The following is a 23,235-nucleotide window of genomic DNA, read 5'->3' as shown; positions in this document are numbered from 1 at the left end:
CCCGAGCCGGCGCCGCCGTGGGATCAGTCGTCCGCTGCCGGACCCTCCCATGGCGGCTCGGCCGGCGCCGGCCCGCCGAGGGGACGGCCGTACAGGACCGAGACGATGCCGAGGACGGCGGCGCTGAGCGGGACGGCGAGCAGCGCGCCGAGGATGCCGGCCACGCCGGCGCCGGCCACCACCGCGATCATGATGGTCGCGGGGTGCAGTTGGACGGTCCGGCTCTGGATCACCGGTTGCAGGATGTTGCCCTCGACCATCTGGACCGCCAGCACCATGCCCAGCGTCCACAGCGCCTTGCTCAGCCCGCCGTCCGCGAGCGCGACCAGCACCGCGACGGTGCCGGACAGAAACGCGCCGATGAACGGGACGAAGGCGCCGAGGAAGACCAGCGCGGCCAGCCCGGCCGCACCGGGGACGCCGAGGACGAGCAGGCCGATGCCGATGAAGGTGGCGTCGATCAGGGCGATCAGGCTGGTGCCGCGCATGAAGCCCGCCATCGCGCCGAAACCCCGCAGGGCGCAGGCGATCACCGTCTCGGCCGACTCCCCCGGCAGCACGGAGCGGACCAGGTCGCCGCCGCGGTGGCCGTCGCGCAGGAAGAAGAAGACCAGCGCGAGCGCCAGCACACTGCCGGTGATCACCTGGGTCGCCAGGCCGAGACCCGACAGGACGCCGTCGGCGAGCGAGGAGACGAGTGAACTACCCGAGCCGGCCGACTGGGAGAGCGCGTACTTGATCCGGTCGCCCAGCGGACCGAGCCGGTCCGCGATCTGCTCGCCGGCCCGCTGGAGCGCGTGGGCGATCTGCGGCGCGCTGTGCACCAGGGAGTTGGTGAGCACGGCCAGCACCGTGAAGACCGCCGCGACCAGGACGACGCAGGTCAGCCCGGCGGCCAGACCGCGCCGCGCGCCGCGCCCGACCAGCCAGGGCATCACCGGGTAGAGCAGCGCGGTGCCCAGCAGGGCGAGGATCAGCGGGACGGTCGCGGCCCGCAGCGCGACCAGGGCGTAGACGACGAGGGCGCCGACGGTGATGAACAGGATCACCGCGACGGACCAGGCCACCGCGGTGCGCACGGCGGGCGGCAGCAGCTGCGCGGGGTGCTGGGGGCACCGGGAGTGATCGGGGCGATCGGGCTGTCCGGGTTCTTCGGCCCGCATTCCGCCTCCGCCCGCTATCGTTCCGGCGTACGCCGCCCCAACGGGTTACATATCAACATATCTGACGCCTATTTATCGGATTCGACCCGCAGCTCGACGGCCGCCCGGCGGTCCGGCCCGGTCGCCGCCGGACCGGTCGCCGCCACTCTGACGACCTGCCAGGAACCGGCCACGAGCCGTCCGCCCAGGACGGCCCGGCGCGGCACCGCCCGGCGGCTCGGTCAGCGTCGGCGGCCGTCCAGCACCGAGCGCAGCAGTTCGATCCGGTTGGAGGTCACCGAGGCGACGCCCGCCTCCCGCATCCGGAGCATGGTGCGACGCAGGTCCACCGTCCAGGTGCTGACCGCGAGGCCGGCGTCGGCGGCCTGCTCCACCAGCGCCCGGTCCACCAGCCCGAAGGGCGGGTTGAGGTAGCGCGGACGCAGGTCCGCCAGCAGCGCGGCGACCGGCAGGCCCGGCTGCTTCCAGGTGAGCGCGAGCGGCACCCCGGGAGCCAGGGCGCGCACCTTGAGCAGGGCGGTCGCCGGCCCGCAGAAGAGCACCCGGTCCTCGGCGCCCTGCTCGGTGACGACCCGCCAGGCGGCCTCGGCCGGCCCGGGTTCGTCCAGGTCGATCATCAGCCTGGCGGCCGGGTACTCGGCCAGCAGCTCGATCGCCTCGGCCAGCGCGGGGACCCGGTGCCCGTCCGCGAAGCACTGCGCCGCCAGCTTCTCGGCGGTGAGCGCGCGCAGTGGGCGGTCCAGCTCCCACAGGCGCTTGAGGGTGGGGTCGTGCAGCAGCATCGGGACGCCGTCCCGGGTGAGCTGGACGTCGACCTCGACGGCGTCCGCCCCGGCGGCCAGGGCGGAGGCCACCGAGGGCAGGGTGTTCTCACGGAAGCGGTACGGGTCGCCGCGGTGGGCGACGGCCAGCGGGCGGGCCGCTGCCTCGGCGGGGTCCGGCTGCCGCGCGGGGCTCGGGCGGTCGGCGGGGCTCGGGGAGTTCATCGGGCGACCTCGTCCGGGCGGCCGTGGCGTTCGGCCACCGCGGTCGCGGCGTCCACCGCGGCCTGGGTGGTGGGCAGGGCGGCTCGGGGCACGGCTCTCCTCAAGTGCGGCTGGTGGGCGGACGGCGGGCGTCGTCTCCGGCGCTCGCGACCTTACGGGGTCAACCGCCCTCGATCATCACATTGGTCGACTTGATGACCGCAGTGGCCCGGGCGCCCGGCACCAGGCCCAGCTCCTCCGCCGAATCCCGGCTGATCAGCGACACCACCCGGAACGGCCCGGCCTGCACCTCCACCTGCGCGGCCACGTCCCCCAGCACCACGTGCGTGACGATCCCCGGGAACCGGTTGCGGGCCGAGGAGGTGCGGCCCTCGGCCTCCGCCGCCCCGGGCTTGGCCAGCTCACGCGCGAAGGCCGCCAGCCGCTCACCGGCGATGATCCGATGACCGTGCTCGTCCCGCTCGGCGGCCAGCCGGCCCGCGTCGACCCAGCGCCGCATGGTGTCCGCACTCACGCCGAGCATGGCCGCGGCCTCGCCGATGCGGTAGTGGTGGACCGGACGAGCGGGCTGTCCCATGACACTCCCCGGGGTCTGAGTGGTGCGTGACGGTGATGATCGAGAGCAGTGCCCATCCTGCCGTATCGGCGGCGGGCACAGGTACCGCCCGCCCTGGCCCGCCGCAGGCCGCCGCCCCCTGGGCCCACGGCTCCAGGGGGCGGCGGCTTCGGGTCAGCGCTGGCGGCCCGGGGAGGCGGCCCGGCGGGGCGTGTTGCGGTGCCGGCCGGGGGTGGCGTGGCGGCGCGGGGTGCGGCTCGCCGAGGCGGCGCGGTGGCCGGTGGGCCAGGCGGCGACCGGGTTGCCGGCCCAGCGGGTGCCGTCCGGCATCTCCTCGCCGCGCATCACCAGCGAGGAGGCGCCCACCGCCGTGCCGTCCCCGACCGCGGAGCCGGGCAGCACGATGGAGTGCGGGCCCAGCGTGGCGCCGGCGCCCAGCTTGACCCGGTCCAGCCGCATCACCCGGTCGTGGAAGAGGTGGGTCTGCAGCACGCAGCCGCGGTTGACGCTCGCCCCGTCCTCGACCGCCACCAGGTCGGTCTCCGGCAGCCAGTGCGTCTCGCACCACACGCCGCGCCCGATCCGCGCGCCGAGCGAGCGCAGCCAGACGTTGAGGAACGGCGTACCGGACAGGGTCTGGCCCAGCCACGGCATCGCAAGCTCCTCCACGAAGGTGTCGTACAGCTCGTTGCGCCACACGAAGCTCGACCAGAGCGGATGCTCACCACTCTTGAAGCGGCCCACCAGCAGCCATTTCGCGGCCGTGGTGACCAGGCAGGCGGCGATGCCCGCGCCGATCAGCACCGGGCCGACCAGGGCGGCGCCCAGGATCAGGCCGTCGCTGTCGACCAGCTGCTGCATGGCGACCACCGCGAGGTCGCCCAGCAGCACGGCGACCAGCACCGGCACCACCCGGCACAGCTCCACCGCCGCGCGGGCCAGCATCAGCCGCCGGGGCGGGTCGTAGGTGCGGCTCAGGTCACCGGTCTCGGCGACCCGGGGCAGCGCGAGGCCGGGGCGGCCCAGCCAGGAGGAGCCGGGCTCGGCCTGCGGCGGCGCGTCGGAGAGCACGCCGACCAGCGCGTCGTCGGGCAGGTCGCGGCTGGGACCGACGATGCCGGAGTTGCCGACGAAGGCCCGGCGGCCGACCTGGGAGGCGCCCAGGCGCAGCCAGCCGCCGCGCATCTCGAAGGGCGCGATCAGCGTGTCGTCGGCGAGGAAGGCGCCGTCGTCCACCCGCATCAGGCCGGGCAGGGTGAGCACGGTGGAGGCCTCCACCCGGCGCCCGACGCTGGCCCCGAGCAGCCGCAGCCAGATCGGGGTGAACAGGCTCGCGTAGAGCGGGAAGAGCGCACCGCGCGCGGTGGTCATCAGGCGGCTGACCACCCAGGTGCACCAGGCCACCCGGCCGTGCGCGGGGTGGAAGCCGGGCTTGATCGGGCGGCTGAGCAGCCGGACCACCAGCACCAGCAGGCCCGCGTAGCAGGCGATCGAGGCCAGGGCGGCCAGCGGCGAGACGGTCAGCAGCTGGACCAGCACGGCGCCCAGCGAGCGGTCCTGGTCGACCAGTTGGAAGACCACCAGCAGCGCGGGCGCGGCGGCGAGCACCGGCAGCAGGCTGAGCAGCGGCATGGCCAGCGCGTAGGCGAGGTTCCAGCCGCGCGAGCGGCCGTGCGCGGCGGCCGGCCAGCCCTCGCCGGCCCGGGCCACCCCGGCGCCGTCCAGCGGGCGGGCCGGGGAGCCGTGCCAGCGCTCGCCGGCCGGCAGCTCGCCGAACAGGCAGGAGCCGGGCGCCAGATCGGCGCCCTCGCCCAGCCGGGCGTCGGGCATCAGTATCGCGCGGGTGCCCACCCGGGCACCCGCGCCGATCTCGATGCGGCCCAGTTGCAGCTGGTCGCCGTCCAGCCACCAGCCGGCCACGTCGGCCTCGGGCTCGACCGAGCAGCCGGCGCCGAACCGGCCCAGGCCGGTGACGGGCGGCATGGTGTGCAGGTCGGCGCCCTGCCCGACCCGGCAGCCCAGCGCGCGGGCGTAGTGCCGCGCCCACGGCGTACCGAGGAGTGCCGCCAGGTTGAAGACGGCCACGGCCCGTTCGGCGGTCCACAGCCGCAGGTGCACCGAACCGCCGCGCGGGTAGCTGCCGGGCGTGAGCCCGGCGGTGAGCAGGCGGGCCGCGGCCGAGCCGAGGAGCAGGCGGCCGGGCGCGCTGGCCAGCACCAGCCAGCCGGTGATGATCAGCCACCAGGGGGCGTGCGGGGCCCAGGGCACCTTGTGGGTCAGGTTGTCCAGCGCGGCCAGCGCCAGCACCCAGCGCAGACCGCTGATGGTGTAGGCGACGGTGAGCACCAGCAGCTGGATCAGCCCGGCCCGGCGCGGGGTGGGCCGCACCGGGCGGACCAGGCCGTGCACGGCCTGCGGCGCCGACACGTGCGTGGCGGGGTCGGCCGGCGGCACGGGGCCGCCGGTCAGCTCGTCCAGCCGGGCGGCCAGCCCGAGCAGGGTCGGGTGGCCGTAGACGTCGCTGACCGAGACGGCGGGGCAGCGCCCACGCAGCACGGAGACCAGCTTGGCGGCGGCCAGGCTGGTGCCGCCGAGCACGAAGAAGTCGCTCTGACCGGTCACCGGCAGGCCGAGCAGCTCGCGCCAGCGGGCGGCCAGCCAGGCCGCGGTGGGGTCCAGGTCGTCGGCGGCCCCGGACTCGTCGTCCGCACCGGCCAGCGGCCAGGGCAGCGCGCCGCGGTCGACCTTGCCGGAGGTGCGGGTGGGCAGGTCCTCGACCAGGGCGAGCACCGGGACCAGCGACTGGGGCAGCCGCTCCAGCAGCAGCGCGCGGGCGGCCTCGGTGTCGAATCCCTGCCCGGGGCGCTCGGGCACCAGGTAGCCGACCAGCACCTCGCCGCCGGCGGCGGTCTTCCGCACGGCCGCGGCGGCGGCCCGCACACCGGGCAGCGCCTGCAGCGCGGCGTCGATCTCGCCGAGTTCGACCCGGCGGCCGGCCAGCTTGACCTGCTCGTCGGCGCGGCCGACGAAGATCAGGCCCTCGGGCTCGGCGCGCACCAGGTCACCGCTGCGGTAGACCCGGGGGCTGCGCAGCCACTCGTGCGGGCGGAACTTCTCGGCGTCCTTGGCCGGATCGAGGTAGCGGGCGGTGCCGACGCCGCCGATCAGCAGCTCGCCGGTCTCGTGCCAGGCGACCGGCTTGCCCTGGCCGTCGACCACGGCGAGCTCCCAGCCGTCCAGCGGCGCCCCGATCCGCACCGGCTGCCCGGGGGTGAGCAGCGCGGCGCAGGCGACCACGGTGGTCTCGGTGGGGCCGTAGGTGTTCCAGAACTCGCGGTGCGGGCCGGCCAGTCGCTCGACCAGTTCGGCGGGGCAGGCCTCGCCGCCGACGATCAGCAGGCGCACCCGCTGCAGGCAGTGAACCGGCCAGAGCGCGAGCAGGGTGGGGACGGTGGAGACCACGGTGATGCCGCGCTCGACCAGCCAGGGGCCCAGGTCGGTGCCGGCCTTGACCAGCGAGCGCGGGGCGGGGACCAGGCAGGCGGCGTGTCGCCAGGCCAGCCACATCTCCTCGCAGGAGGCGTCGAACGCGACCGAGAGGCCGGCCAGCACCCGGTCACCGGGCCCCAGCGGGTCCTCGCGCAGGAAGAGCCCGGCCTCGGCGTCCACGAAGGCGGCGGCGGAGCGGTGGCTGACCGCGACGCCCTTGGGCCGCCCGGTGGTGCCGGAGGTGAAGATGATCCAGGCGTCGTCCTCGGGGGTGACCGGGCCCGGGCGGCGGCCGGGCGCCACGGTGGGGCTGGGCGTGACGGCGCAGCCCGCACCGATCACCGCGCAGACGGCGGCGTCGGCCCAGATCAGCTCGGCGCGCTCGTCCGGGTCGCCGAAGTCGACCGGGACGTAGGCGGCGCCGACCCGCAGCACGGCGAGGATCGCCAGGTAGAGGTCGGCGGTGCCGGACGGGACCCGCACGCCGACCCGGTCACCGCGCCCGATCCCGGCGGCAGCCAGGCGCTGGGCCAGCTGATCCACGGCGGCCAGCAGCGTCCGGTAGTCGAGCACCTGTCCGTCCGCGTCCAGTGCGGGCGCCTGCGGACAGGCGTCCGCGGCGGCCAGCAGGATGTCGACCAGGGTGCGGGCGGGCGCGGGCGGCGCGACCGGCCACAGCGCGCCGGCCTCCGGCTCGGCCTGGTCCCCCCGGGACTGCTCTCCCCAGGACTGGCGCAGCTGAGCGCCTCGATCTTCTACAGCCTTCATGAACCTTGCTCTCGCCGGGACACTCTGCGGGTCAGCGGCGAACAGCTGGTCGAGTGGAACATATATGGACTATTCGTCCTACTGACCCCACGACGGAGCGTAGATGTCCACAGAGCGCAACCGAGACAACAGGGCTGATTGTTCATAAAACCCTCATGAATCGGACAATCAGACCATCGGACACCCAGTGGCGGCCAGCTTCGGAACTCCACGCGACCGGATGGTCACTCGGTGGGGTCGGCGCACCGGTCGGTCGACCACCGGCCCATCGCCACGCATCACGCGTCACGGGGTCCGGCGTCAGGCGTCACGCGTCACGGGTCAGGCGTCAGGCGTCAGGCGTCAGGCGTCAGGCGTCAGGCGTCACGCCGGCTCAGCCGAGGTCGAGTCCGCCGAACAGATCACGCCGCACCGCGTCCGAGGCCGTCAGCACCGCCCCGCTCAGCACCGCGCCGCCACCGGCCGTGCCGGCCCTGACCTCGGTGCGCAGCGGGGAGAGCCTCGCGAGCCGAGCCGCCACCCGCTCGGCCAGTGCGGCGCCGCCGGCCCGGCCGACCTCGCCGCCCAGCACCACGCAGCCCGGGTCGAGGATCACGCTGACCGCCGAAGCGCCGAGCGCCACCCGGTCGGCCAGCTCGTCCAGGAACGGCTCGCCCACCGGCCCCGCCGCGACCGCGGCGAGCACCGCCGCCTCGGCGGGCGGTCCACCGCCCGCGCCGTCACCGACCGGCAGGCCGTGGGCCCGGGCCAGCGCGCAGACCGCCGGGCTGCCGGCCAGGCTGTGGAAGCCGCCGTCGCAGCTGTTCAGGTGGGGCAGCGAGCCGGTGCCGGGCACCGGCAGGAACCCGATCTCGCCGGTGCCCCCCGAGGAGCCCCGGCGCAGCCGGCCGTCCAGCACCACCGCCGCGCCGGTGCCGTGCCCCAGCCAGAGCAGCACGAAGGTGTCGCGGTCGGTGGCGGCGCCGAGCCGGTGCTCGGCGATGCCCGCCAGGTTGGCCTCGTTCTCCAGCAGTACCTGCCCGGTCAGTCCGGCGCGCAGCGCGGCGACCAGCTCGGCATGCCAGTGGTGCAGGCGCGAGGTGGTGCTCAGCGCCCCGCCGACCGGATCGACCAGGCCCGGGGCGCCGACCGCGACGGTGTGCAGCTCGCGCGCACCCGCCTCGCGCGCGGTGGCCAGCAGGGTCCGCAGCACCTGGTCGGCGAAGTCGGGCGGCGGGCCCGCGGGGTCGGCGGGGTCGACCGGCAGCGCGGCACCGGCCAGGGTCCGCCCGGTGAGGTCGGCGACCGTGAGGGTGACACCCACCGTGCGCACGTCGATGCCGGCCAGGTGGGCGCGGTCGGCGCGCAGACCGTACAGGCGGGCGTTGGGGCCGCGGCGCTGTTCGCCGCGCTCCCCCACGATGGCCACCAGGCCGCCGCGCTGCAGGCGTTCCAGCAGGTCGGCGATGGTGGGCCGGGAGAGGCCGGTGAGGGTGCGCAGCTCGGTGGCGGTCAGCGGTCCCTGGCCGAGCAGCAGATCGAGGGCCAGTCGGTCGTTGATCGCACGGGCGGTGCTGGGGGTGGCCGTGCGCGCGGTGGTCATGGCCGAGCATCCTTTCAGATCCGCGGTCCGCGACGGTCGGGGCCAGGAGCTGGAGTCTATCTATCAGGTTCCCTTCCTGATAATTTATCGCCTCGCATGGCCCAGCACACCCACGGGGAGGACTCCAGACATGCCATCACCCGCCCACCCCGCCCACTCACCACACCGCGGCGGACTCGGCCGGGCCCGGCTGAGCGTCGCGCTGGTCTTCGCCGTACACGGCGCGGTCACCGGCAGCTTCGCCACCCGGATCCCGGCGCTGCAGGAACGGCTGCACCTGAGCCCGGGCCAGCTCGGCCTGGCCCTGGTGATGCCCGCGGTCGGCGCCTCGCTCGCGATGCCGCTGGCCGGACGGATCACCCACCGGCTCGGCGCCCGCGCGGCGATCCGGCTACTGCTGTCGCTCTGGTGCCTCTCGCTCGCGCTGCCGGCCCTGGCCCCCGGGCTGCCCTGGCTCTGCCTGGCGCTGCTGGTCTACGGCGGCACCTCGGGGATGGCGGACGTCTCGATGAACGCCGAGGGGGTCGAGGTCGAGCACCGGATGGGCAAGTCGATCATGTCCGGGCTGCACGGGATGTGGAGCCTGGGCGGGCTGCTCGCCTCGGGCTTCGGCGCGCTGGCGGCCCACCAGCACCTGGACGCCCGGCTGCACCTGGCGCTCGCCGCCGGGGTCCTGTTCCTGCTCGGCCAGCTGGTCTGCACCGGGCTGCTGGACGTGCGACCCGAGCCCGAGGCACAGGCGCCGCCCCGGTTCGCGCTGCCGCCGCGCTCGGCGCTGGCGATCGGCCTGGTCGGCTTCTGCGCGGTCTTCGCCGAGGGCGCGGGCGTGGACTGGTCGAGCGTCTACCTGCGCGACCTCACCGGGGCGGCGGCCGGCACCGCGGCGGTGGCGTACTCGGCCTTCGCCGGCACCATGGCGGTGGCCCGACTGGCGGGCGATCTGGCGGTGCGACGGCTCGGTCCGGTGCGCGCGGTGCGCACCGGTGGGGCGGTGGCGGCGGGCGGCGGGGTGCTGGTGGTGCTCGCGACCAGCCCGGCGGTGGCGATCCCCGGCTTCGCGCTGCTCGGCATCGGGGTCGCGGTGGTGGTGCCGCTGGCCTTCGCGGCTGCCGGGCGGGCCGGCCCGAACCCGAGCCAGGCCATCGCGGGCGTCGCCACCGTCACCTACACCTCCGGACTGATCGCGCCCGCGATCGTCGGCACGATCGCCCAGGCCGCCTCCCTGCGGGTGTCGTTCACGGTGGTGACCGCGCTGGCCGCCGCCCTGACCGTGACGGCGGGCGCGCTGCGCCCGGCGGGGAGCCGGCGGGCGGCGGGCAGCGAACCGGGCGCCCGGACCGAGGAGCCCACCGGGGTGTGAGGCGCCGCTCGTTACACTCCCCCGCATGAAGCTGAGCGGCGTCCTGCGCGCACCCTGGGCCCGGGCGGCGCTGCTGCTGGTGATCCTGCTGGCGGCCGCCGTCTCGGTGCTGTTCTGGGATCCGCGGCAGCTGGCGCTGGCGGTGCCCGGGATCTGGCGGGCGCCCGCCTTCACCCTGCTCTTCGCGCTCGGCACGTTGGCCTTCCTGCCCAAGCCCGCGCTGAGCGTCGCGGCCGGCGTGCTGTTCAGCACCCGCTGGGGCGTGCCGGTCGCGGTGCTGGGCACCACGGCCGGCGCCGCGCTGGCCTTCGGCCTGGGGCGCGGCCTCGGTCAGCGAGCGCTGCGACCGCTGCTGCGCGGCCGGGCGCTGCTGGCGCTGGACCGCGGGCTGACCGAGCACGGCTTTCGCACGGTGCTGCTGATGCGCCTGGTGCCGGGCGTCCCGTTCCAGGCGGTGAACCTCAGCGCGGCTCTCTCCGGCGTCCGGCTGCGGCCCTATCTGGCGGGCACCGCGCTGGGCGTGCTGCCCGGCACGGCGGCCTACGTGGTCGCGGGCGCCTCGGCGAACTCGCCGGGCTCGCCCGCGTTCCTGGCCTCGGGAGCGGTGATCGTGCTGCTCGGCACGGCGAGCCTGGCCGGGGCCTGGCGGACCCGGCGACGGGCCGCGACCGCCGTGCCGGCCGCCTGACCGCGCGCCGCTACTGGCCGCCGGCCACCCGCAGGATCGCGCCCGAGGTGTAGGAGGCGTCCGGGGAGAGCAGCCAGGCGACGGCACCGGCGATCTCCTCGGGGCGACCGGCCCGGCGCAGCGGGACGGCGGGGCCGACCCGGGCCGGGCGGCCGGGCTCGCCGGACAGCTGGTGGATCTCGGTCTCGATGGTGCCGGGCGAGACCGCGTTGACCCGGATCCCGGCCGGTCCGAGCTCCTTGGCCAGGCCGATGGTCAGCGCGTCGGTGGCGGCCTTGGTGGCCGCGTAGTGGACGTACTCGCCCGGGCTGCCCAGCGTGGCGGCCGCCGAGGAGACGTTGACGATCGCCGCACCACCGGTGAAGTCGCGGGCGGCGCGGCGGGCGCAGAGCAGGTAGCCGACCAGGTTGACGTCCACCACCCGGCGCAGGTCCTCGGTGCGCAGTTCGGCCAGCGACCCGCGCGCGCTGGTCACGCCGGCGTTGTTGACCAGTCCGGTGACCGGACCGAGCCGCTCGGCGGCCAGGTCGAAGAACCGCTCCACGTCGGCCTCGACGGCGGTGTCGAGCTGGATCGCCACCGCCTCGGCACCCGCCGCCCGGACCTCCTCGGCGAGCTTCTCGGCGGCTTCGGCGTCCCGGCGGTAGCCGATCGCGAGGTCGTGGCCGTCGGCGGCCAGCCGCCGGCAGACAGCGGCGCCGATCCCGCGGCTGCCGCCGGTAACCAGGGTGATGGGTCGTGACATACGGTCCTCCGCAGCGGTTCCGGTCCGGCTCGATGGTGCCCCGAAGAGCGTAGGCCCCGGGAAAACCGACTCGCGGCACCACCCCCGGCTGCGCCAGGATGACGCGGGTGACCGACACCGCTGAGCGCATCGACCCACCCAACGCCGCCGACGAGGCCACCATGCTCGCCGCCTGGCTGGACTTCCATCGCAAGACCCTGGCGGTCAAGACGGCTGGCCTGACCGACGAGCAGCTGAAGCGGCGTTCGGTGAGCCCCTCGACGCTGACCCTGCTCGGGCTGGTCCGCCACCTCGCCGAGGTGGAGCACTACTGGTACCGGGTGATCCTGCTCGGCGAGGACGACGTCGCGCTCCACGGGACGCCCGAGGACCCGGACTTCGACTTCAACGGGGTGGACCAGGCCGACGCCGCCGCGGACTTCGCCCTCTGGCGCCGGCAGATCGAGCTCGCCGAGCAGGCGGTGCACGGGCTGCCGTTGGAGACCGTCGCCAAGCGTCGGCGCAGTGGCCAGGAGGTGACGCTGCGTTGGATCCAGGTCCACCTGATCGAGGAGTACGCCCGGCACAACGGTCATGCGGACCTGTTGCGTGAGGCCGTTGACGGAGTCACGGGAGAGTAAATGGCCGGAGTCACGGGAGAGTAGGCGGCCGGAGTCACGGGAGAGCAGCCGCCCGGCGTCATCATGGTATGACCGGACGTCAACTCAACTGCACCGAACGGCTGATCGACCGGAACCCCGGAATGATCCCGGGCGGACCGCGCAACCACGGGCCGACCTGCGGCGTCCGCTCTCGATGAGGACGGCGTGTGCCACCGGCACACGCCACAACCCGAACGGCGCGCCAGGGCGGGCGCCGAAGCGGTGATCAGTGCGATACTCGGACAGCTCCGGCGAGTGGACGACGCGTCAGCAGCGGTTCACGACGGCCGGAGCCAGACGGGGACAGGACAGGGAGGCGCGGCATGGGAGCACTTCGCGACGAGCATCACAACGGGTGGCTGATGCCGTCCGGAAGCTACCCGGCCGCGGTGTACGAGGAAGAGCCGTGGGCGACCGCGGACACGGTTCCGATGCTGCCGAACCCGGCGAAGATCGTCTCGGTGAAGCCCACCGGCTTCGAGTCCGCCCGCACGGTCGGCGAGCACATCCGGTGCGGCACCCCGGTGGTCATGGACGTGACCGAGATGGACGACTCCGAGGCCAAGCGGATGGTCGACTTCGCCTCGGGCCTGGTCTTCGGCACCCGTGGCGGGATCGAGCGGATCGCCCGGCGGGTGTTCCTGCTGACGCCGCCGGAGGTCGAGGTCATGGTGATCGACCGGCCGCTGGACGACAGCGGGTTCTACAACCAGAGCTGACCGCGCGAAGCGCGAGCGACCAGCGCCGGCCCGGACGGTCGGCGAGCAGCGCACCGGTGGGCGGCCCCGAGCGGGGCCGCCCACCGGTTTTTCATGCCCCGGCAGACTCCGCTGCGGCAGCATCTGCGTCTCATTTGAGACACTGATGTCTCATCTGAGCTATTCTTATCTCATGGCCATCGATCGCGACGCGGTACTCAAGGCAGCCGTCACCGTCATCTCCCGCCAGCCGACGGCGCACCTGGACGAGATCGCGCGCGCGGCCGGGATCAGCCGGGCCTCGCTGCACCGGATCTTCCCGGGGCGTGAGGCGCTGATCCGCGAGGTGGGCCTGCTCGGGCTGCGCCGCTACAACAGCGCGCTGGACACCGCCGCGATCGAGACCGGGGACACGGCGGCGGCGCTGCGGCGGCTGATCGAGCTGCTGGTACCCGACGCGGCGCTCTGCGCCTTCCTGGCCGGGGAGAACCAGCTCTTCGACGACCCCGAGCTCTGCGCCCTGTGGGAGGAGCAGGACGCCCGGGTGCGGGCCTTCTTCCTGCGCGGGCAGCAGGAGGGGGTGTTCCGGATCGAGCTGCCGGCCGGCTGGCTCAGCGAGGCGTTCTTCGACCTGCTGGCCGGCGTCGGCTGGGCCGTGCAGGACGGCCGACTCGCCCCGCGTGACAGCGCGTTCGCGCTGACCGAGCTCTTCCTCGGCGGAGCCCTGCGAAGGAGCACCCAGTGACCGCCACCCTCCACTCCCCGACCACCACTCCCGCCGCCGCACCCACCCCCGCCGCCGACCGCCGCCGCTGGGCCGGACTGGCCGTCCTGGTCCTCGCCGTCACGATGGTCGTGATCGACGCGACCGTGCTGGTGCTGGCGATCCCCTCGATCACCGAGACGCTGGCCCCCAGCTCCACCGCACTGCTCTGGATCGGCGACAGCTACTCCTTCGTGCTGGCCGGCCTGCTGGTCAGCATGGGCGCGCTGAGCGACCGGATCGGGCGCAAGCGGCTGCTGCTGATCGGCGTCGGCGCGTTCGGCGCGGCCTCGCTGCTGGCCGCCTACGCGCCGAGCCCGGCCTGGCTGATCGCGTCCCGCGCGCTGCTCGGCGTCGCCGGGGCGACCATCATGCCCTCGACCCTGTCGCTGATCCGCGCGCTCTTCCCGGACGCCCGGGAACGGGCCCGGGCGATCGGCATCTGGGGCGCGGCCGCCACCGCGGGCGCGGCGGCCGGGCCACTGGTCGGCGGCCTGCTGCTGGAGCACTTCTGGTGGGGCTCGGTCTTCCTGCTCAACCTCCCGCTGATCGCGGTCCTGCTGGTGCTGGGCGGCTGGCTGCTGCCGGAGTCGAAGAACCCCAGCCCGGGCCGGTTCGACCTGCTCAGCGTGTTCTGCTCGATGACCGGCCTGATCGCCCTGGTCTACGCGATCAAGGAGGCCGCCGCGCACGGGGTGGACCGCTGGGACGTGCCGCTGGCCGCCGTGCTGGGCGTGCTCGGGCTCTGGCTCTTCGTCCGCCGCCAGCTGCGGCTGCCCGCTCCGCTGCTGGACGTGCGGCTGTTCGCCGACCGCCGGTTCACCGCGGCCGTGCTGGGCGCGCTGATCGCGGTCTTCGGGCTGGCCGGCGTGGTCTTCTTCACCTCCCAGTACCTGCAGCTGGTGCGCGGCTTCTCGCCGCTGCGGTCGGGGCTGGCGGAGATGCCGGCCTTCGCGGGCGCGGCCATCGCCTCGATGCTGACCGCCAGGCTGGCCCGCCGGGCCGGCGCCCGGGGCGCGCTGGTGGGCGGGATGGTCCTGCTGGGGCTGTCGCTCGGGATGCTGGGCTGGCTGCGCCAGGACACCCCGTACCTGGTGCTGGCGGTGGTCTTCCTCGGGGTCGGCGCCGCCGAGGGGCTGGTCTACACGCTGGCCTCCGACCTGGTGCTGACCGCCGCCCCCGCCGAGAAGTCCGGGGCCGCCTCCGCCGTCTCCGAGACCGCCTACGAGCTGGGCACGGCGCTGGGCATCGCGCTCTTCGGCTCGGTGGTCGCCGCCATCTACCCGGGCGCGCTCGGCGCCCCGCCGGGGGTGGACGGGGCGACGGCCGCCAAGGCGCAGCAGTCGCTCGGCTCGGCGGTGGAAGCGGCGCGCACGCTGCCGGGGGCGGCGGGGCAGGCGCTGGCCGAGGCGGCGCGCTCGGCCTTCGTGCAGGGCATGAGCCTGGCGGCGCTGTGCGCGGCGGTGCTGGTGCTGTGCGGGGCGGGGCTGGCCTGGCGGCTGCTGCGCCGGCCGTGAGAGAGCGCAGCCGGACTGGAACTGCCGCTCGGCTCAGCTGCCGAGCGGTAGTTCCAGTTCGGCCCAGACCACCTTGCCGTCCTTGGTGGGCCGGCTCCCCCAGCGCTGGGCCAGCTCGTTGATCAGGTACATCCCGCGCCCGCCCTCGTCCTCCGAGCCGGCCGGGCGCAGCCTGGGGGCCTGGCGGCCGGCGTCGGCCACCTCCAGGGTGAGCATCCGGTCGCGGAACAGCCGCAGCCGGCGGGGCTGCTGGGCGTGCACCAGGGCGTTCGTGACCAGCTCGCTGACCAGCAGCTCGGCGAAGTCGGCGAGCGGGGTCAGGCCCCAGGCGGCCAGCGTGGTGCGGGTGAAGCGGCGGGCCAGCGCGGGCATCGGGCCCTCGCCGGTGAGCGGCAGGGTGGCGATCCGGTCGCTCGGCAGCGGCAGCGCCCTGGCCATGATCATCGCCACGTCGTCCTCGGTGCCGCCGCGCACCAGCGCCGAGATCACCGCGTCGCAGTGCGCCTCCAGGGTGCGGCCGCGGGCGGCCAGCGTGGTGCGGAGCTTGTCGATGCCGTTGTCGATGTCCTCGCCGCGCCGCTCCACCAGGCCGTCGGTGTAGAGGGTCAGGATGCTGCCCTCGGGCAGGGTGAACTCGACGCTCTCGAACGCCACCCCGCCGATGCCCAGCGGCACGCCCGGCGGCACCTCCAGCGACCGGGCGTCGCCGTCCGGGGCCATCACCACCGGCGGCAGGTGGCCGGCGCAGGCCACCGTGCAGCTGCGGTCCACCGGGTCGTAGACGGCGCAGACGCAGGTGGCGAACTGGCCCTCGCCGATGCCGGTGGCGGTCTCGTCGAGCCGGGCGAGCACCTGGGCGGGCGGCATGTCCAGGGTGGCCAGGGTGCGGGCGACGGTGCGCAGCTGACCCATCGTCGCCGCTGCCCGGATGCCGTGCCCCATCACGTCGCCGACCACCAGCGCCACCCGCCCGCAGGAGAGCGGCACCACGTCGAACCAGTCGCCGCCGACCTCGCTGACCACGCTGCTGGGCAGGTAGCGGTAGGCGATCTCCAGGCCCAGGGTGCGGTGGATCTCCTGCGGCAGCAGGCTGCGCTGCAGGGTCAGCGCGGTGTCCCGCTCCCGGCGGTAGAGACGGGCGTTGTCGATGCTGACGGCGGTGCGGGCGACCAGCTCCTCGGCGAGCGCCACGTCCGCCTCGGTGAACGACTCGGGGTTGCGGGTGCGGACGAACTCGGCGCCGCCGAGCACCATGCCGCGGGCCATCAGCGGGACCAGCAGGTAGGAGTGGATCCCGGCGGCCAGGCCCGGCTCGACCCGCTCCTTGCGCGCCGCCAGTTTGCGCAGCGTCGGTTCGTCCATCTTGGCGATCACCCTCGACTTCCCGCTGCGCAGGCTCTTGGTGTAGCTCCGGTTGGAGTCGTAGGCGGTGGTCTCGCCGACCGCGTCGGCCACGCCGACCAGCCCCGACCCGGAGACCTCGCCGGAGGCGACCGCGCGCAGCAGCACGCCCTCGTCGGGGGCGAGCAGGCTGGGTTCCTCGCCCTGGAGGACCGGATCGAGCAGGTCGACGGTGGCGAAGTCGGCGAACTTGGGGACCACCGAGGCGATCAGCTCCTCGGCGGTGCGCTGCATGTCGAGCGTGGTGCCGATCCGGGAGGTGGCCTCGGCGAGCAGGGTGAGCCGTTCCTGGGCGCGCGCGGCGCGGGCCTCGGCCCGGAACCGCTCGGTGACGTCGATGATCGAGGAGCTGACGCCGAGCACCTGCCCCGCCGGGTCCGCGAGCCGGAAGTAGGAGGCCGACCAGGCCCGGTCGTGGCCCGGCCCACCCGGGGTGCGGCCGTGCGAACGGGCGTCGAGCACCGGTTCGCCGGTGGCGAGCACCCCGCGCATCACGGCCTCGATCTCGGTGGTGTTGATGCCGGGCAGCACCTCGTCCAGCCGCCGGCCCAGGTGCTCCTCGACCGGCAGGCCGTTCATCTGGGCCAGCGCCTGGTTGAGTCGCACGTAGCGCAGCTCGGTGTCGTAGACCGCCAGGCCGATCGGCGACTGGGTGAAGAAGCCCTCCAGGACCGCGAGGTTGGCTTCCACCTGCTGGATCGCGCGCACGTCGGAGCCGGTGGCCAGGACCAGCGGGCGCCCGCCGGGGCCGGCGATGCCGTAGGTGCGGAAGTCCAGCTCGACCTGGTGGCCGTCCTTGTGCCGGACCGGGAAGACGCCCGACCAGCGGCGCCCGGCCAGGATGTGCTCGTACAGGTCCAGCACCTCGGCGTGGTGCTCGCGACTGGTCAGCAGGGGGGCGGCCAGGTGTCCGAGGATCTCCTCGGCGCGCCAGCCGAGCAGCCGCTCCGCGTCCTCGCTCCAGTGCAGGACCACGCCGTCGGCGTCCAGCAGGGCGGTGGCGAGCGGAACCAGGCGGTGGCCGTCCAGACGCGCGGGGGCGATCCCGGGCCGACCCGCGCCGGCTCCCGCGCCGGAGCCGCCGGACGGGGTGCCCCCTTCGGGCGGGGGGCCGGGCTGAGGTGCGTGCACCCTTCAAGACTGCCCGCTGATCGGCGGCGCGGCGACCGCGCGCGGGGCCGGATGACCCGCTGTCACTCCGGTGCGCCGTCAGCTGACGCCTCGTCGAGGGCCGTCTGCAGCATCCGCGCCCACTGGCGGACCACCCGCTCCCGGCGGGCGGCGTCGTCGGTGAGCAGGTTGGCCAGCCCCAGGCCGCGGGCCAGGTCGAGGGTGGCCTGGACGGACTCGCGCACGCCGCGCGCGCTCTCGTCCACCCCGAGGAACTCCAGGGCGGCCCGGTGCGACTCGCGCCCGACCCGGTTCTCCAGCGCGACGATCCGCTCGCGCAGCGGCTGCTCGGTGGCGGCGGCCACCCACAGGTGCAGCGCGGCGCGGAACAGCGGCCCGGTGTAGAGGCGGACGATCAGGTCGACCACGGCCTCGGTGCGGGCCGGGCCCACCGGCGGCAGTTCCTCGGTGTCGGCCCGCACGGCGGCCAGCCGCTCGGCGGTGACGTGCTCGACGGCCGCGGCGAAGAGGCCCTCGCGGGTCGGGAAGTGGTGCTGGGCGGCGCCCCTGGTCACCCCGGCGCGTTCGGCCACCACGGTGACGGTGCTGCCGTTCCAGCCGAGCTCGGCCAGGCACTCGACGGCGGCCTCCAGCAGCCGGCGTCTGGTGGCTCGGCTGCGGTCCTGCTGCGGGGTGCGGGCGGCGGTGGTCATCGCGGTGCGCTCCGGACGGGGTGTGGGGGGGGGTGGGCCCGGCTGGTTCGGGGCAGGGATCCCGGCCACCGCATCTTCGCAGATGGGGACCGGGGTACTGAGCCCAGGTCAGCGACCGCGCAGCTCGCGGCGGAGGATCTTGCCGCTGGCCGACTTGGGCACCGCGTCCAGGAAGCCGACCGCGCGGACCTTCTTGTACGGCGCGACCCGGGCGGCGACGAAGTCGATCACCTCGGTCTCGGTCAGCCCGCTGCCAGGGGTGCGGACCACGAAGGCCTTGGGCCGCTCGGTGCCGTCCGCGGCGGTGACGCCGACCACCGCGGCGTCGGCGATCTGCGGGTGGGTCAGCAGCAGCGCCTCCAGTTCGGCGGGCGCGACCTGGTAGCCCTTGTACTTGATCAGCTCCTTGAGCCGGTCGACGATGAAGAGGTAGCCGCGCTCGTCCACGTAGCCGACGTCGCCGGTGTGCAGCCAGCCGTCGGCGTCGATCATCGTGTCGGTCTCGGCGGGCCGACCGAGGTAGCCCTTCATCACCTGCGGGCCGCGGATCACGATCTCGCCGCGCTCGCCGACCCCGAGGTCGTCGCCGGCCCCGGGGCGCCCGCCGTCGCCCTCCAGCGAGCGCACCCGCAGCTCGGTGGAGGCCACCAGCTTGCCGACCGAACCGGGGGCGGGCGCCGGGTCGTCGAGCGGGACGACGTGGGTGGCGGGCGACAGCTCGGTCATCCCGTAGCCCTGCTGGACGGTGGCCAGGCCGAGCCGGGCGGCGCAGGCCGCCGCGAGGTCGGCGTCCAGCGGGGCGGCGGCGCTGCGCACATAGCGGATCGAGGAGAGGTCGAAGGCGTCGACCAGCGGGTGCTTGGCCAGTGCCAGCACGATCGGCGGGGCCACCACCAGGCCCTCGATCCGGTGCTCCTCGATGGTGCGCAGGAACTGCTCCAGATCGAAGCGGGGCAGCACCACCACGGTGGCACCGGCCTGCAGCGGGCGGTGCAACAGGATGACAAGTCCGTAGATATGAAAGAAGGGCAGTACGGCTATCAGCCGCTCGCCGGGCACGACGGGCTCGACCGCCTCGACCTGGGCGAGGTTGGTGGCCACCGAGCGATGGGTGAGCATCACGCCCTTGGGCAGGCCGGTGGTGCCGCTGGAGTAGGGCAGCACGGCGAGGTCGCTGCCCGGGTCGATGGCGACCTCGGGCTCGGGAGCGGTGCTGGCGCGCAGGTCGGCCAGGGTGCGGTAGTCGGCCGGACCGCCCTGGTCGAGCAGGATGATCTCGCGCACCTCCTTGCCCCCGGCCCCGTCGGCCAAGTCCCCGTCGGCCAAGTCCCCGTCGGCCAGGTCCACGGCGGCCAGCGCGACCGGCAGCAGCGCCGAGACGGTGATGATCCAGCTCGCGCCGCTGTCGCGCAGCTGGCCGGCCAGCTCCTCGGGGGTGGCGAGCGAGGAGACGGTGGTGACCACGGCGCCCGCCTTGCCCGCCGCGTAAAGGGCGACGGGGAAGGCGATGGAGTTGGGGCTGTGCAGCGCCACCACGTCCCCCTTGGCCAGCCCCGCCTCGGCCAGCCCGGCGGCCACCCGGCCGACCACGGTGACCAGTTCGGCGTAGCTCAGACTCTCGCCGGTGACGCCGTCGACCAGGGCGGGCGTGTCACCGAACCGGGCCGCGCCGGCCAGCACCACCTCGTGCAGCGGCCGGTCGATGACGGGGACGTCGGGGTACTCGCTGCGAAACACCATGGAAACTCCTGCGGATCGACGATCACGGCCGGGTGGGACCGTGCCGGAGGTGCTACCCGGGTGCCGGGGCGTCCACGCCCCGGCGGGGCGACATCACAGGGCGCAGGCGGCCGTCTCAGTAGGAGCGCGGCAGGCCGAGGGTGTGCTGGGCGACGTAGTTGAGGATCATCTCCCGGCTGACCGGCGCCACCCGGCCGACCCGGGTGGCGGCGAGCAGCGCGGCCAGCCCGTACTCCTGGGTCAGACCGTTGCCGCCCAGGGTCTGCACGGCCTGGTCGACGGTGCGGGTGGCCGCTTCGCCGGAGGCGTACTTGGCCATGTTGGCGGCCTCGCCGGCGGCCATGTCGTCGCCCGCGTCATAGAGATGGGCGGCCTTGCGCATCATCAGCCGGGCCAACTCGACCTCGATGGCGCACTGCGCCAGCGGGTGGGCCAGGCCCTGGTGGGCGCCGATCGGGGTGTCCCAGACGGTGCGGGTCTTCGCGTACTCCACCGCCGTGTTCAGGGCCTGGCGGGCCACTCCGAGGGAGAACGCGGCGGTCATGATCCGCTCCGGGTTGAGCCCGGCGAACAGCTGCAGCAGTCCGGCGTTCTCGTCGCCCACCAAGGCGTTGGCGGGCAGCCGGACGTCGTCCAGGAAGACCTGGAACTGCCGCTCGGGCGAGAGGAGTTCCATCGGGATCGGGCGGTATTCGAAGCCCGGGGTCTCGCGCGGCACGATGAACAGCGCGGGCTTCAGCTTGCCGGTGCGGGAGTCGGCGGTGCGGCCGACCACCAGCACCGCATCCGAGCCGTCGATACCGGAGATGAAGACCTTGCGGCCGTTCAGGAGCCAGTCCGCGCCGTCGCGCTTGGCGACGGTGGAGAGCTTGTGCGAGTTGGACCCGGCGTCCGGCTCGGTGATCGCGAAGGCCATCCGGCGGCTGCCGTCGGCCAGCGCCGGCAGCCAGGCCCGCTTCTGCTCCTCGGTGCCGAACCGGGCCAGGATGGTGCCGCAGATCGCCGGGGAGACCACCAGCATCAGCAGCGGGCAGCCGACGGTGCCCAGTTCCTCCAGCACGATCGACAGCTCGTAGACGCCGGCGCCGCCACCGCCGTACTCCTCGGGGAGGTTGACGCCGAGGAAGCCCAGCTTGCCGGCCTCGGACCAGAGTTCGTCGGTGTGCTCGCCGGCCCGGGCCTTGGCCAGGAAGTACGACGAGCCGAAGCGGCGGCCCAGATCGCCGACCGCCTTGCGCAGCGCGATCCGCTCGGGGGTCTCGATCAGCGGGCTTTCGGGGGTGCTCGATGCGGACATGGGGAGGTCCTCCGGGTCAGCTGGCTTCGGGACTGGTGGGGTGCACGGGTTCGGCGGTGTTCGGTGCGGTGGCGTCGAGTTCTGCGGCGCTCGGCTCGGGCGCGCTCGGTTCGAGGACGGCGAGCAGGGTGCCCAGGTCGACCTGCTGCCCGGCGGTGGCGCGCAGTTCGGTCACCGTGCCGTCGACCGGGGCGGTGACCTGGTGCTCCATCTTCATCGCCTCCAGCCAGAGCAGCGGCCGGCCAGCCGCGACCTGGTCACCGACGGCGACGGCGAGGCGGATCACGGTGCCGGGCATCGGGGCGAGCAGGGCGCCGGGCGCGCGCTGCTCGACCGGCTCGGGGAAGCGGGGCAGCGCGGTGAGGCTGACCGATCCTGACGGTACGTCAACTTCGATGCGGGAACCGTAGGTCGCGACCTGGAAGGTGCGGCGCAGACCGTCCAGCTCCAGGGTGACCTGGTCGGCGGTGGCGGCCAGCAGGCGCACGCCCGGGTGGCCCTCGGCCCGCAGTCCGTCCCTGGCGAATCGGTAACTGACCGTCAGCTCCTCGCCATCGTCGGCCTGGTAGCGCTTGACCTGGGACTGGGAGGGCAGGTTCCGCCACCCGGAGGGCAGCGGGCCGGGACGGGTGGCGGCGTCGGCCAGCGCGGCGGCCAGCGCGGCGAGCGGCAGCTCGCGCTTGTCGCCGGTTTCGGGCAGCAGGTCACCGGCGTGCTCGGCGAGGAAGGCGGTGCTGAGTTCACCGGCCAGGAAAGCCGGGTGGCGCAGCACCCGGACCAGCAGGTCGCGGTTGGTGGTCAGGCCGTGGATCCGGGCCCGGGCGAGGGCGTCGGCCAGCCGGCGGGCGGCGGCGGCCCGGGTCGGCGCCCAGGCGATCACCTTGGCGAGCATGGCGTCGTAGTGCACCCCGACCGTGCTGCCGCTCTCGACGCCGGAGTCGATCCGCAGGCCGTCCCGCCCGGGTGGGAACTCGATCCGGTGCAGGATTCCGCTCTGCGGTTGCCAGTTGGCCGCCGGGTCCTCGGCGTAGAGCCGGGCCTCGATCGCGTGCCCGCGCGGTGCCGGGGGTTCGGCGGGGAGCGCTTCGCCTTCGGCGACGGAGAGTTGCAGCGCCACCAGGTCCAGGCCGGTGACGCACTCGGTGACCGGGTGCTCGACCTGCAGGCGGGTGTTCATCTCCAGGAAGAAGAACCGGCCGTCGGGCGCCAGCAGGAACTCGGCGGTACCGGCGCCGGTGTAGTCGATCGCCCGGGCGGCAGCCGTGGCCGCCTCGGCCAGCCGGGCCCGCAGCGCGGGATCCAGGCCGGGGGCCGGGGTCTCCTCGATCACCTTCTGGTGGCGGCGCTGCACTGAGCAGTCCCGCTCGCCGAGCGCCCAGACGGTGCCGTGCGGGTCCGCGAGCAGTTGCACCTCGACGTGCCGGCCGCTCTCCAGGTACGGCTCCAGGAACACCTCGCCGTTCCCGAAGGCCGCTGCCGCCTCGGCCGAGGCGGCAGCCAACTCCGTTTTGATCGAGGCGAGTTCACGGATCACCCGCATCCCCCGCCCGCCACCGCCGGCCGTCGCCTTGACCAGTAGCGGCAGGTCGGCTGCCGTGGCGCCGGCCGGGTCGACCGGGGCCAGCACCGGTACGCCGGCCTCGGCCATCAGGCGCTTGGCGGCGCTCTTGGAGCCCATCGCGGCCATCGCCTCGGGCGACGGGCCGACCCAGGTGAGGCCGGCCGCCAGCACGGCGCGGGCGAAGGCCGGGTCCTCGGAGAGGAAGCCGTAGCCCGGGTGCACGGCATCCGCGCCGGCCGCCAGGGCGGCCCGGACCAGCAGGTCGGCCCGCAGGTAGGTGTCGGCGGGCGCGGCACCGGGCAGCCGCACGGCGGTGTCGGCCTCGCGCACGTGCGGCGCCCCGGCGTCCGGGTCGGCGTACACCGCCACGGTGGCGATGCCGAGTTCACGGCAGCTGCGGAAGATCCGCCGGGCGATCTCGCCACGGTTGGCGACCAGCAGGGAGTTGATCATCTGA

General features: G+C 74.6%; 17 protein-coding genes. 6 read left to right on the top strand and 11 right to left on the bottom strand.

The window, feature by feature from the left end:
- Positions 1–23 precede the first annotated feature (23 nt).
- The 5 genes from OG403_RS33615 to OG403_RS33595 form a co-directional block, all read right to left on the bottom strand.
- Positions 24–1,163 carry an AI-2E family transporter gene (locus OG403_RS33615; protein WP_329571149.1) on the bottom strand — a complete coding sequence of 380 codons (1,140 nt, stop codon included), beginning with the start codon at positions 1,161–1,163 and terminating at the stop codon, positions 24–26.
- 221 nt (positions 1,164–1,384) lie between these two features.
- Positions 1,385–2,149 carry a glycerophosphodiester phosphodiesterase gene (locus OG403_RS33610; protein WP_329571147.1) on the bottom strand — a complete coding sequence of 255 codons (765 nt, stop codon included), beginning with the start codon at positions 2,147–2,149 and terminating at the stop codon, positions 1,385–1,387.
- Between the two features lie 160 nt (positions 2,150–2,309).
- On the bottom strand, positions 2,310–2,726 hold the full coding sequence (locus tag OG403_RS33605) for a TOBE domain-containing protein (RefSeq protein ID WP_329571145.1): 417 nt from the start codon (positions 2,724–2,726) through the stop codon (positions 2,310–2,312).
- Positions 2,727–2,879: 153 nt separating this feature from the next.
- The gene (locus tag OG403_RS33600; protein WP_329571143.1) at positions 2,880–6,962 is read right to left on the bottom strand and encodes a Pls/PosA family non-ribosomal peptide synthetase; all 4,083 of its coding nucleotides are present in this window, start codon (positions 6,960–6,962) and stop codon (positions 2,880–2,882) included.
- A 373-nt stretch (positions 6,963–7,335) separates the two neighbouring features.
- A complete protein-coding gene (locus tag OG403_RS33595; RefSeq protein ID WP_329571142.1) occupies positions 7,336–8,544 on the bottom strand; it encodes an ROK family transcriptional regulator in 1,209 nt (402 codons plus the stop codon).
- A 130-nt stretch (positions 8,545–8,674) separates the two neighbouring features.
- Between OG403_RS33595 and OG403_RS33590 the strand changes: the two genes are divergently transcribed.
- Both OG403_RS33590 and OG403_RS33585 read left to right on the top strand, forming a co-directional pair.
- Complete coding sequence (locus OG403_RS33590) at positions 8,675–9,904, top strand: MFS transporter (protein WP_329571141.1); 1,230 nt, start codon at positions 8,675–8,677, stop codon at positions 9,902–9,904.
- 25 nt (positions 9,905–9,929) lie between these two features.
- Positions 9,930–10,592 carry a TVP38/TMEM64 family protein gene (locus OG403_RS33585; protein WP_329571139.1) on the top strand — a complete coding sequence of 221 codons (663 nt, stop codon included), beginning with the start codon at positions 9,930–9,932 and terminating at the stop codon, positions 10,590–10,592.
- 10 nt (positions 10,593–10,602) lie between these two features.
- Here OG403_RS33585 and OG403_RS33580 read toward each other — a convergent pair whose 3' ends face one another.
- Positions 10,603–11,337 (bottom strand): SDR family oxidoreductase, encoded by a 735-nt coding sequence (locus OG403_RS33580; RefSeq protein ID WP_329571137.1) that lies wholly within the window; start codon positions 11,335–11,337, stop codon positions 10,603–10,605.
- Between the two features lie 98 nt (positions 11,338–11,435).
- On the opposite strand from OG403_RS33580, the gene OG403_RS33575 reads away from it, so the two are divergent.
- The 4 genes from OG403_RS33575 (at position 11,436) to OG403_RS33560 (ending at position 14,956) form a co-directional block, all read left to right on the top strand.
- A complete protein-coding gene (locus OG403_RS33575; RefSeq protein ID WP_329571135.1) occupies positions 11,436–11,957 on the top strand; it encodes a DinB family protein in 522 nt (173 codons plus the stop codon).
- A gap of 344 nt (positions 11,958–12,301) precedes the next feature.
- Positions 12,302–12,697, top strand: coding sequence for a cell division protein SepF (locus tag OG403_RS33570; protein ID WP_329571134.1), 396 nt, complete (start codon positions 12,302–12,304; stop codon positions 12,695–12,697).
- 172 nt (positions 12,698–12,869) lie between these two features.
- The gene (locus OG403_RS33565) at positions 12,870–13,421 is read left to right on the top strand and encodes a TetR/AcrR family transcriptional regulator (RefSeq protein WP_329571132.1); all 552 of its coding nucleotides are present in this window, start codon (positions 12,870–12,872) and stop codon (positions 13,419–13,421) included.
- Complete coding sequence (locus OG403_RS33560) at positions 13,418–14,956, top strand: MFS transporter (protein WP_442911024.1); 1,539 nt, start codon at positions 13,418–13,420, stop codon at positions 14,954–14,956. Before OG403_RS33565 ends, OG403_RS33560 begins: the two co-directional genes overlap by 4 nt.
- A gap of 33 nt (positions 14,957–14,989) precedes the next feature.
- Here OG403_RS33560 and OG403_RS33555 read toward each other — a convergent pair whose 3' ends face one another.
- The 5 genes from OG403_RS33555 to OG403_RS33535 all read right to left on the bottom strand — a co-directional run bounded on the left by OG403_RS33555 (position 14,990) and on the right by OG403_RS33535 (position 23,231).
- Positions 14,990–17,488, bottom strand: a complete 2,499-nt coding sequence (locus OG403_RS33555) for a SpoIIE family protein phosphatase (protein ID WP_329571130.1) — start codon at positions 17,486–17,488, stop codon at positions 14,990–14,992.
- A gap of 62 nt (positions 17,489–17,550) precedes the next feature.
- Positions 17,551–18,180 carry a TetR/AcrR family transcriptional regulator gene (locus tag OG403_RS33550; RefSeq protein ID WP_329571128.1) on the bottom strand — a complete coding sequence of 210 codons (630 nt, stop codon included), beginning with the start codon at positions 18,178–18,180 and terminating at the stop codon, positions 17,551–17,553.
- Positions 18,181–18,288: 108 nt separating this feature from the next.
- Positions 18,289–19,920, bottom strand: coding sequence for an AMP-binding protein (locus tag OG403_RS33545; RefSeq protein ID WP_329571126.1), 1,632 nt, complete (start codon positions 19,918–19,920; stop codon positions 18,289–18,291).
- A gap of 115 nt (positions 19,921–20,035) precedes the next feature.
- Positions 20,036–21,217, bottom strand: coding sequence for an acyl-CoA dehydrogenase family protein (locus OG403_RS33540; protein WP_329571124.1), 1,182 nt, complete (start codon positions 21,215–21,217; stop codon positions 20,036–20,038).
- 16 nt (positions 21,218–21,233) lie between these two features.
- Positions 21,234–23,231, bottom strand: a complete 1,998-nt coding sequence (locus OG403_RS33535) for an acetyl/propionyl/methylcrotonyl-CoA carboxylase subunit alpha (RefSeq protein WP_329571122.1) — start codon at positions 23,229–23,231, stop codon at positions 21,234–21,236.
- Positions 23,232–23,235 lie beyond the last annotated feature (4 nt).

Source organism: Kitasatospora sp. NBC_01266 (assembly GCF_036242395.1).
Taxonomy (GTDB): Bacteria; Actinomycetota; Actinomycetes; order Streptomycetales; family Streptomycetaceae; genus Kitasatospora.
The sequence above is the reverse complement of the archived record's forward strand: the minus strand, read 5'-3'. Positions and strand labels throughout refer to the sequence as shown.

What these genes read in the sequence shown, in the direction of transcription:
- OG403_RS33570 (WP_329571134.1), top strand. Translation starts at nt 12,302, where the DNA reads ATGGGAGCACTTCGCGACGAGCATCACAACGGGTGGCTGATGCCGTCC.
- OG403_RS33595 (WP_329571142.1), bottom strand. Translation starts at nt 8,544, where the DNA reads ATGACCACCGCGCGCACGGCCACCCCCAGCACCGCCCGTGCGATCAAC.
- OG403_RS33600 (WP_329571143.1), bottom strand. Translation starts at nt 6,962, where the DNA reads ATGAAGGCTGTAGAAGATCGAGGCGCTCAGCTGCGCCAGTCCTGGGGA.
- OG403_RS33575 (WP_329571135.1), top strand. Translation starts at nt 11,436, where the DNA reads ATGACGCGGGTGACCGACACCGCTGAGCGCATCGACCCACCCAACGCC.
- OG403_RS33590 (WP_329571141.1), top strand. Translation starts at nt 8,675, where the DNA reads ATGCCATCACCCGCCCACCCCGCCCACTCACCACACCGCGGCGGACTC.
- OG403_RS33605 (WP_329571145.1), bottom strand. Translation starts at nt 2,726, where the DNA reads ATGGGACAGCCCGCTCGTCCGGTCCACCACTACCGCATCGGCGAGGCC.
- OG403_RS33615 (WP_329571149.1), bottom strand. Translation starts at nt 1,163, where the DNA reads ATGCGGGCCGAAGAACCCGGACAGCCCGATCGCCCCGATCACTCCCGG.
- OG403_RS33610 (WP_329571147.1), bottom strand. Translation starts at nt 2,149, where the DNA reads ATGAACTCCCCGAGCCCCGCCGACCGCCCGAGCCCCGCGCGGCAGCCG.
- OG403_RS33535 (WP_329571122.1), bottom strand. Translation starts at nt 23,231, where the DNA reads ATGATCAACTCCCTGCTGGTCGCCAACCGTGGCGAGATCGCCCGGCGG.
- OG403_RS33550 (WP_329571128.1), bottom strand. Translation starts at nt 18,180, where the DNA reads ATGACCACCGCCGCCCGCACCCCGCAGCAGGACCGCAGCCGAGCCACC.
- OG403_RS33580 (WP_329571137.1), bottom strand. Translation starts at nt 11,337, where the DNA reads ATGTCACGACCCATCACCCTGGTTACCGGCGGCAGCCGCGGGATCGGC.
- OG403_RS33565 (WP_329571132.1), top strand. Translation starts at nt 12,870, where the DNA reads ATGGCCATCGATCGCGACGCGGTACTCAAGGCAGCCGTCACCGTCATC.
- OG403_RS33585 (WP_329571139.1), top strand. Translation starts at nt 9,930, where the DNA reads ATGAAGCTGAGCGGCGTCCTGCGCGCACCCTGGGCCCGGGCGGCGCTG.
- OG403_RS33540 (WP_329571124.1), bottom strand. Translation starts at nt 21,217, where the DNA reads ATGTCCGCATCGAGCACCCCCGAAAGCCCGCTGATCGAGACCCCCGAG.
- OG403_RS33545 (WP_329571126.1), bottom strand. Translation starts at nt 19,920, where the DNA reads ATGGTGTTTCGCAGCGAGTACCCCGACGTCCCCGTCATCGACCGGCCG.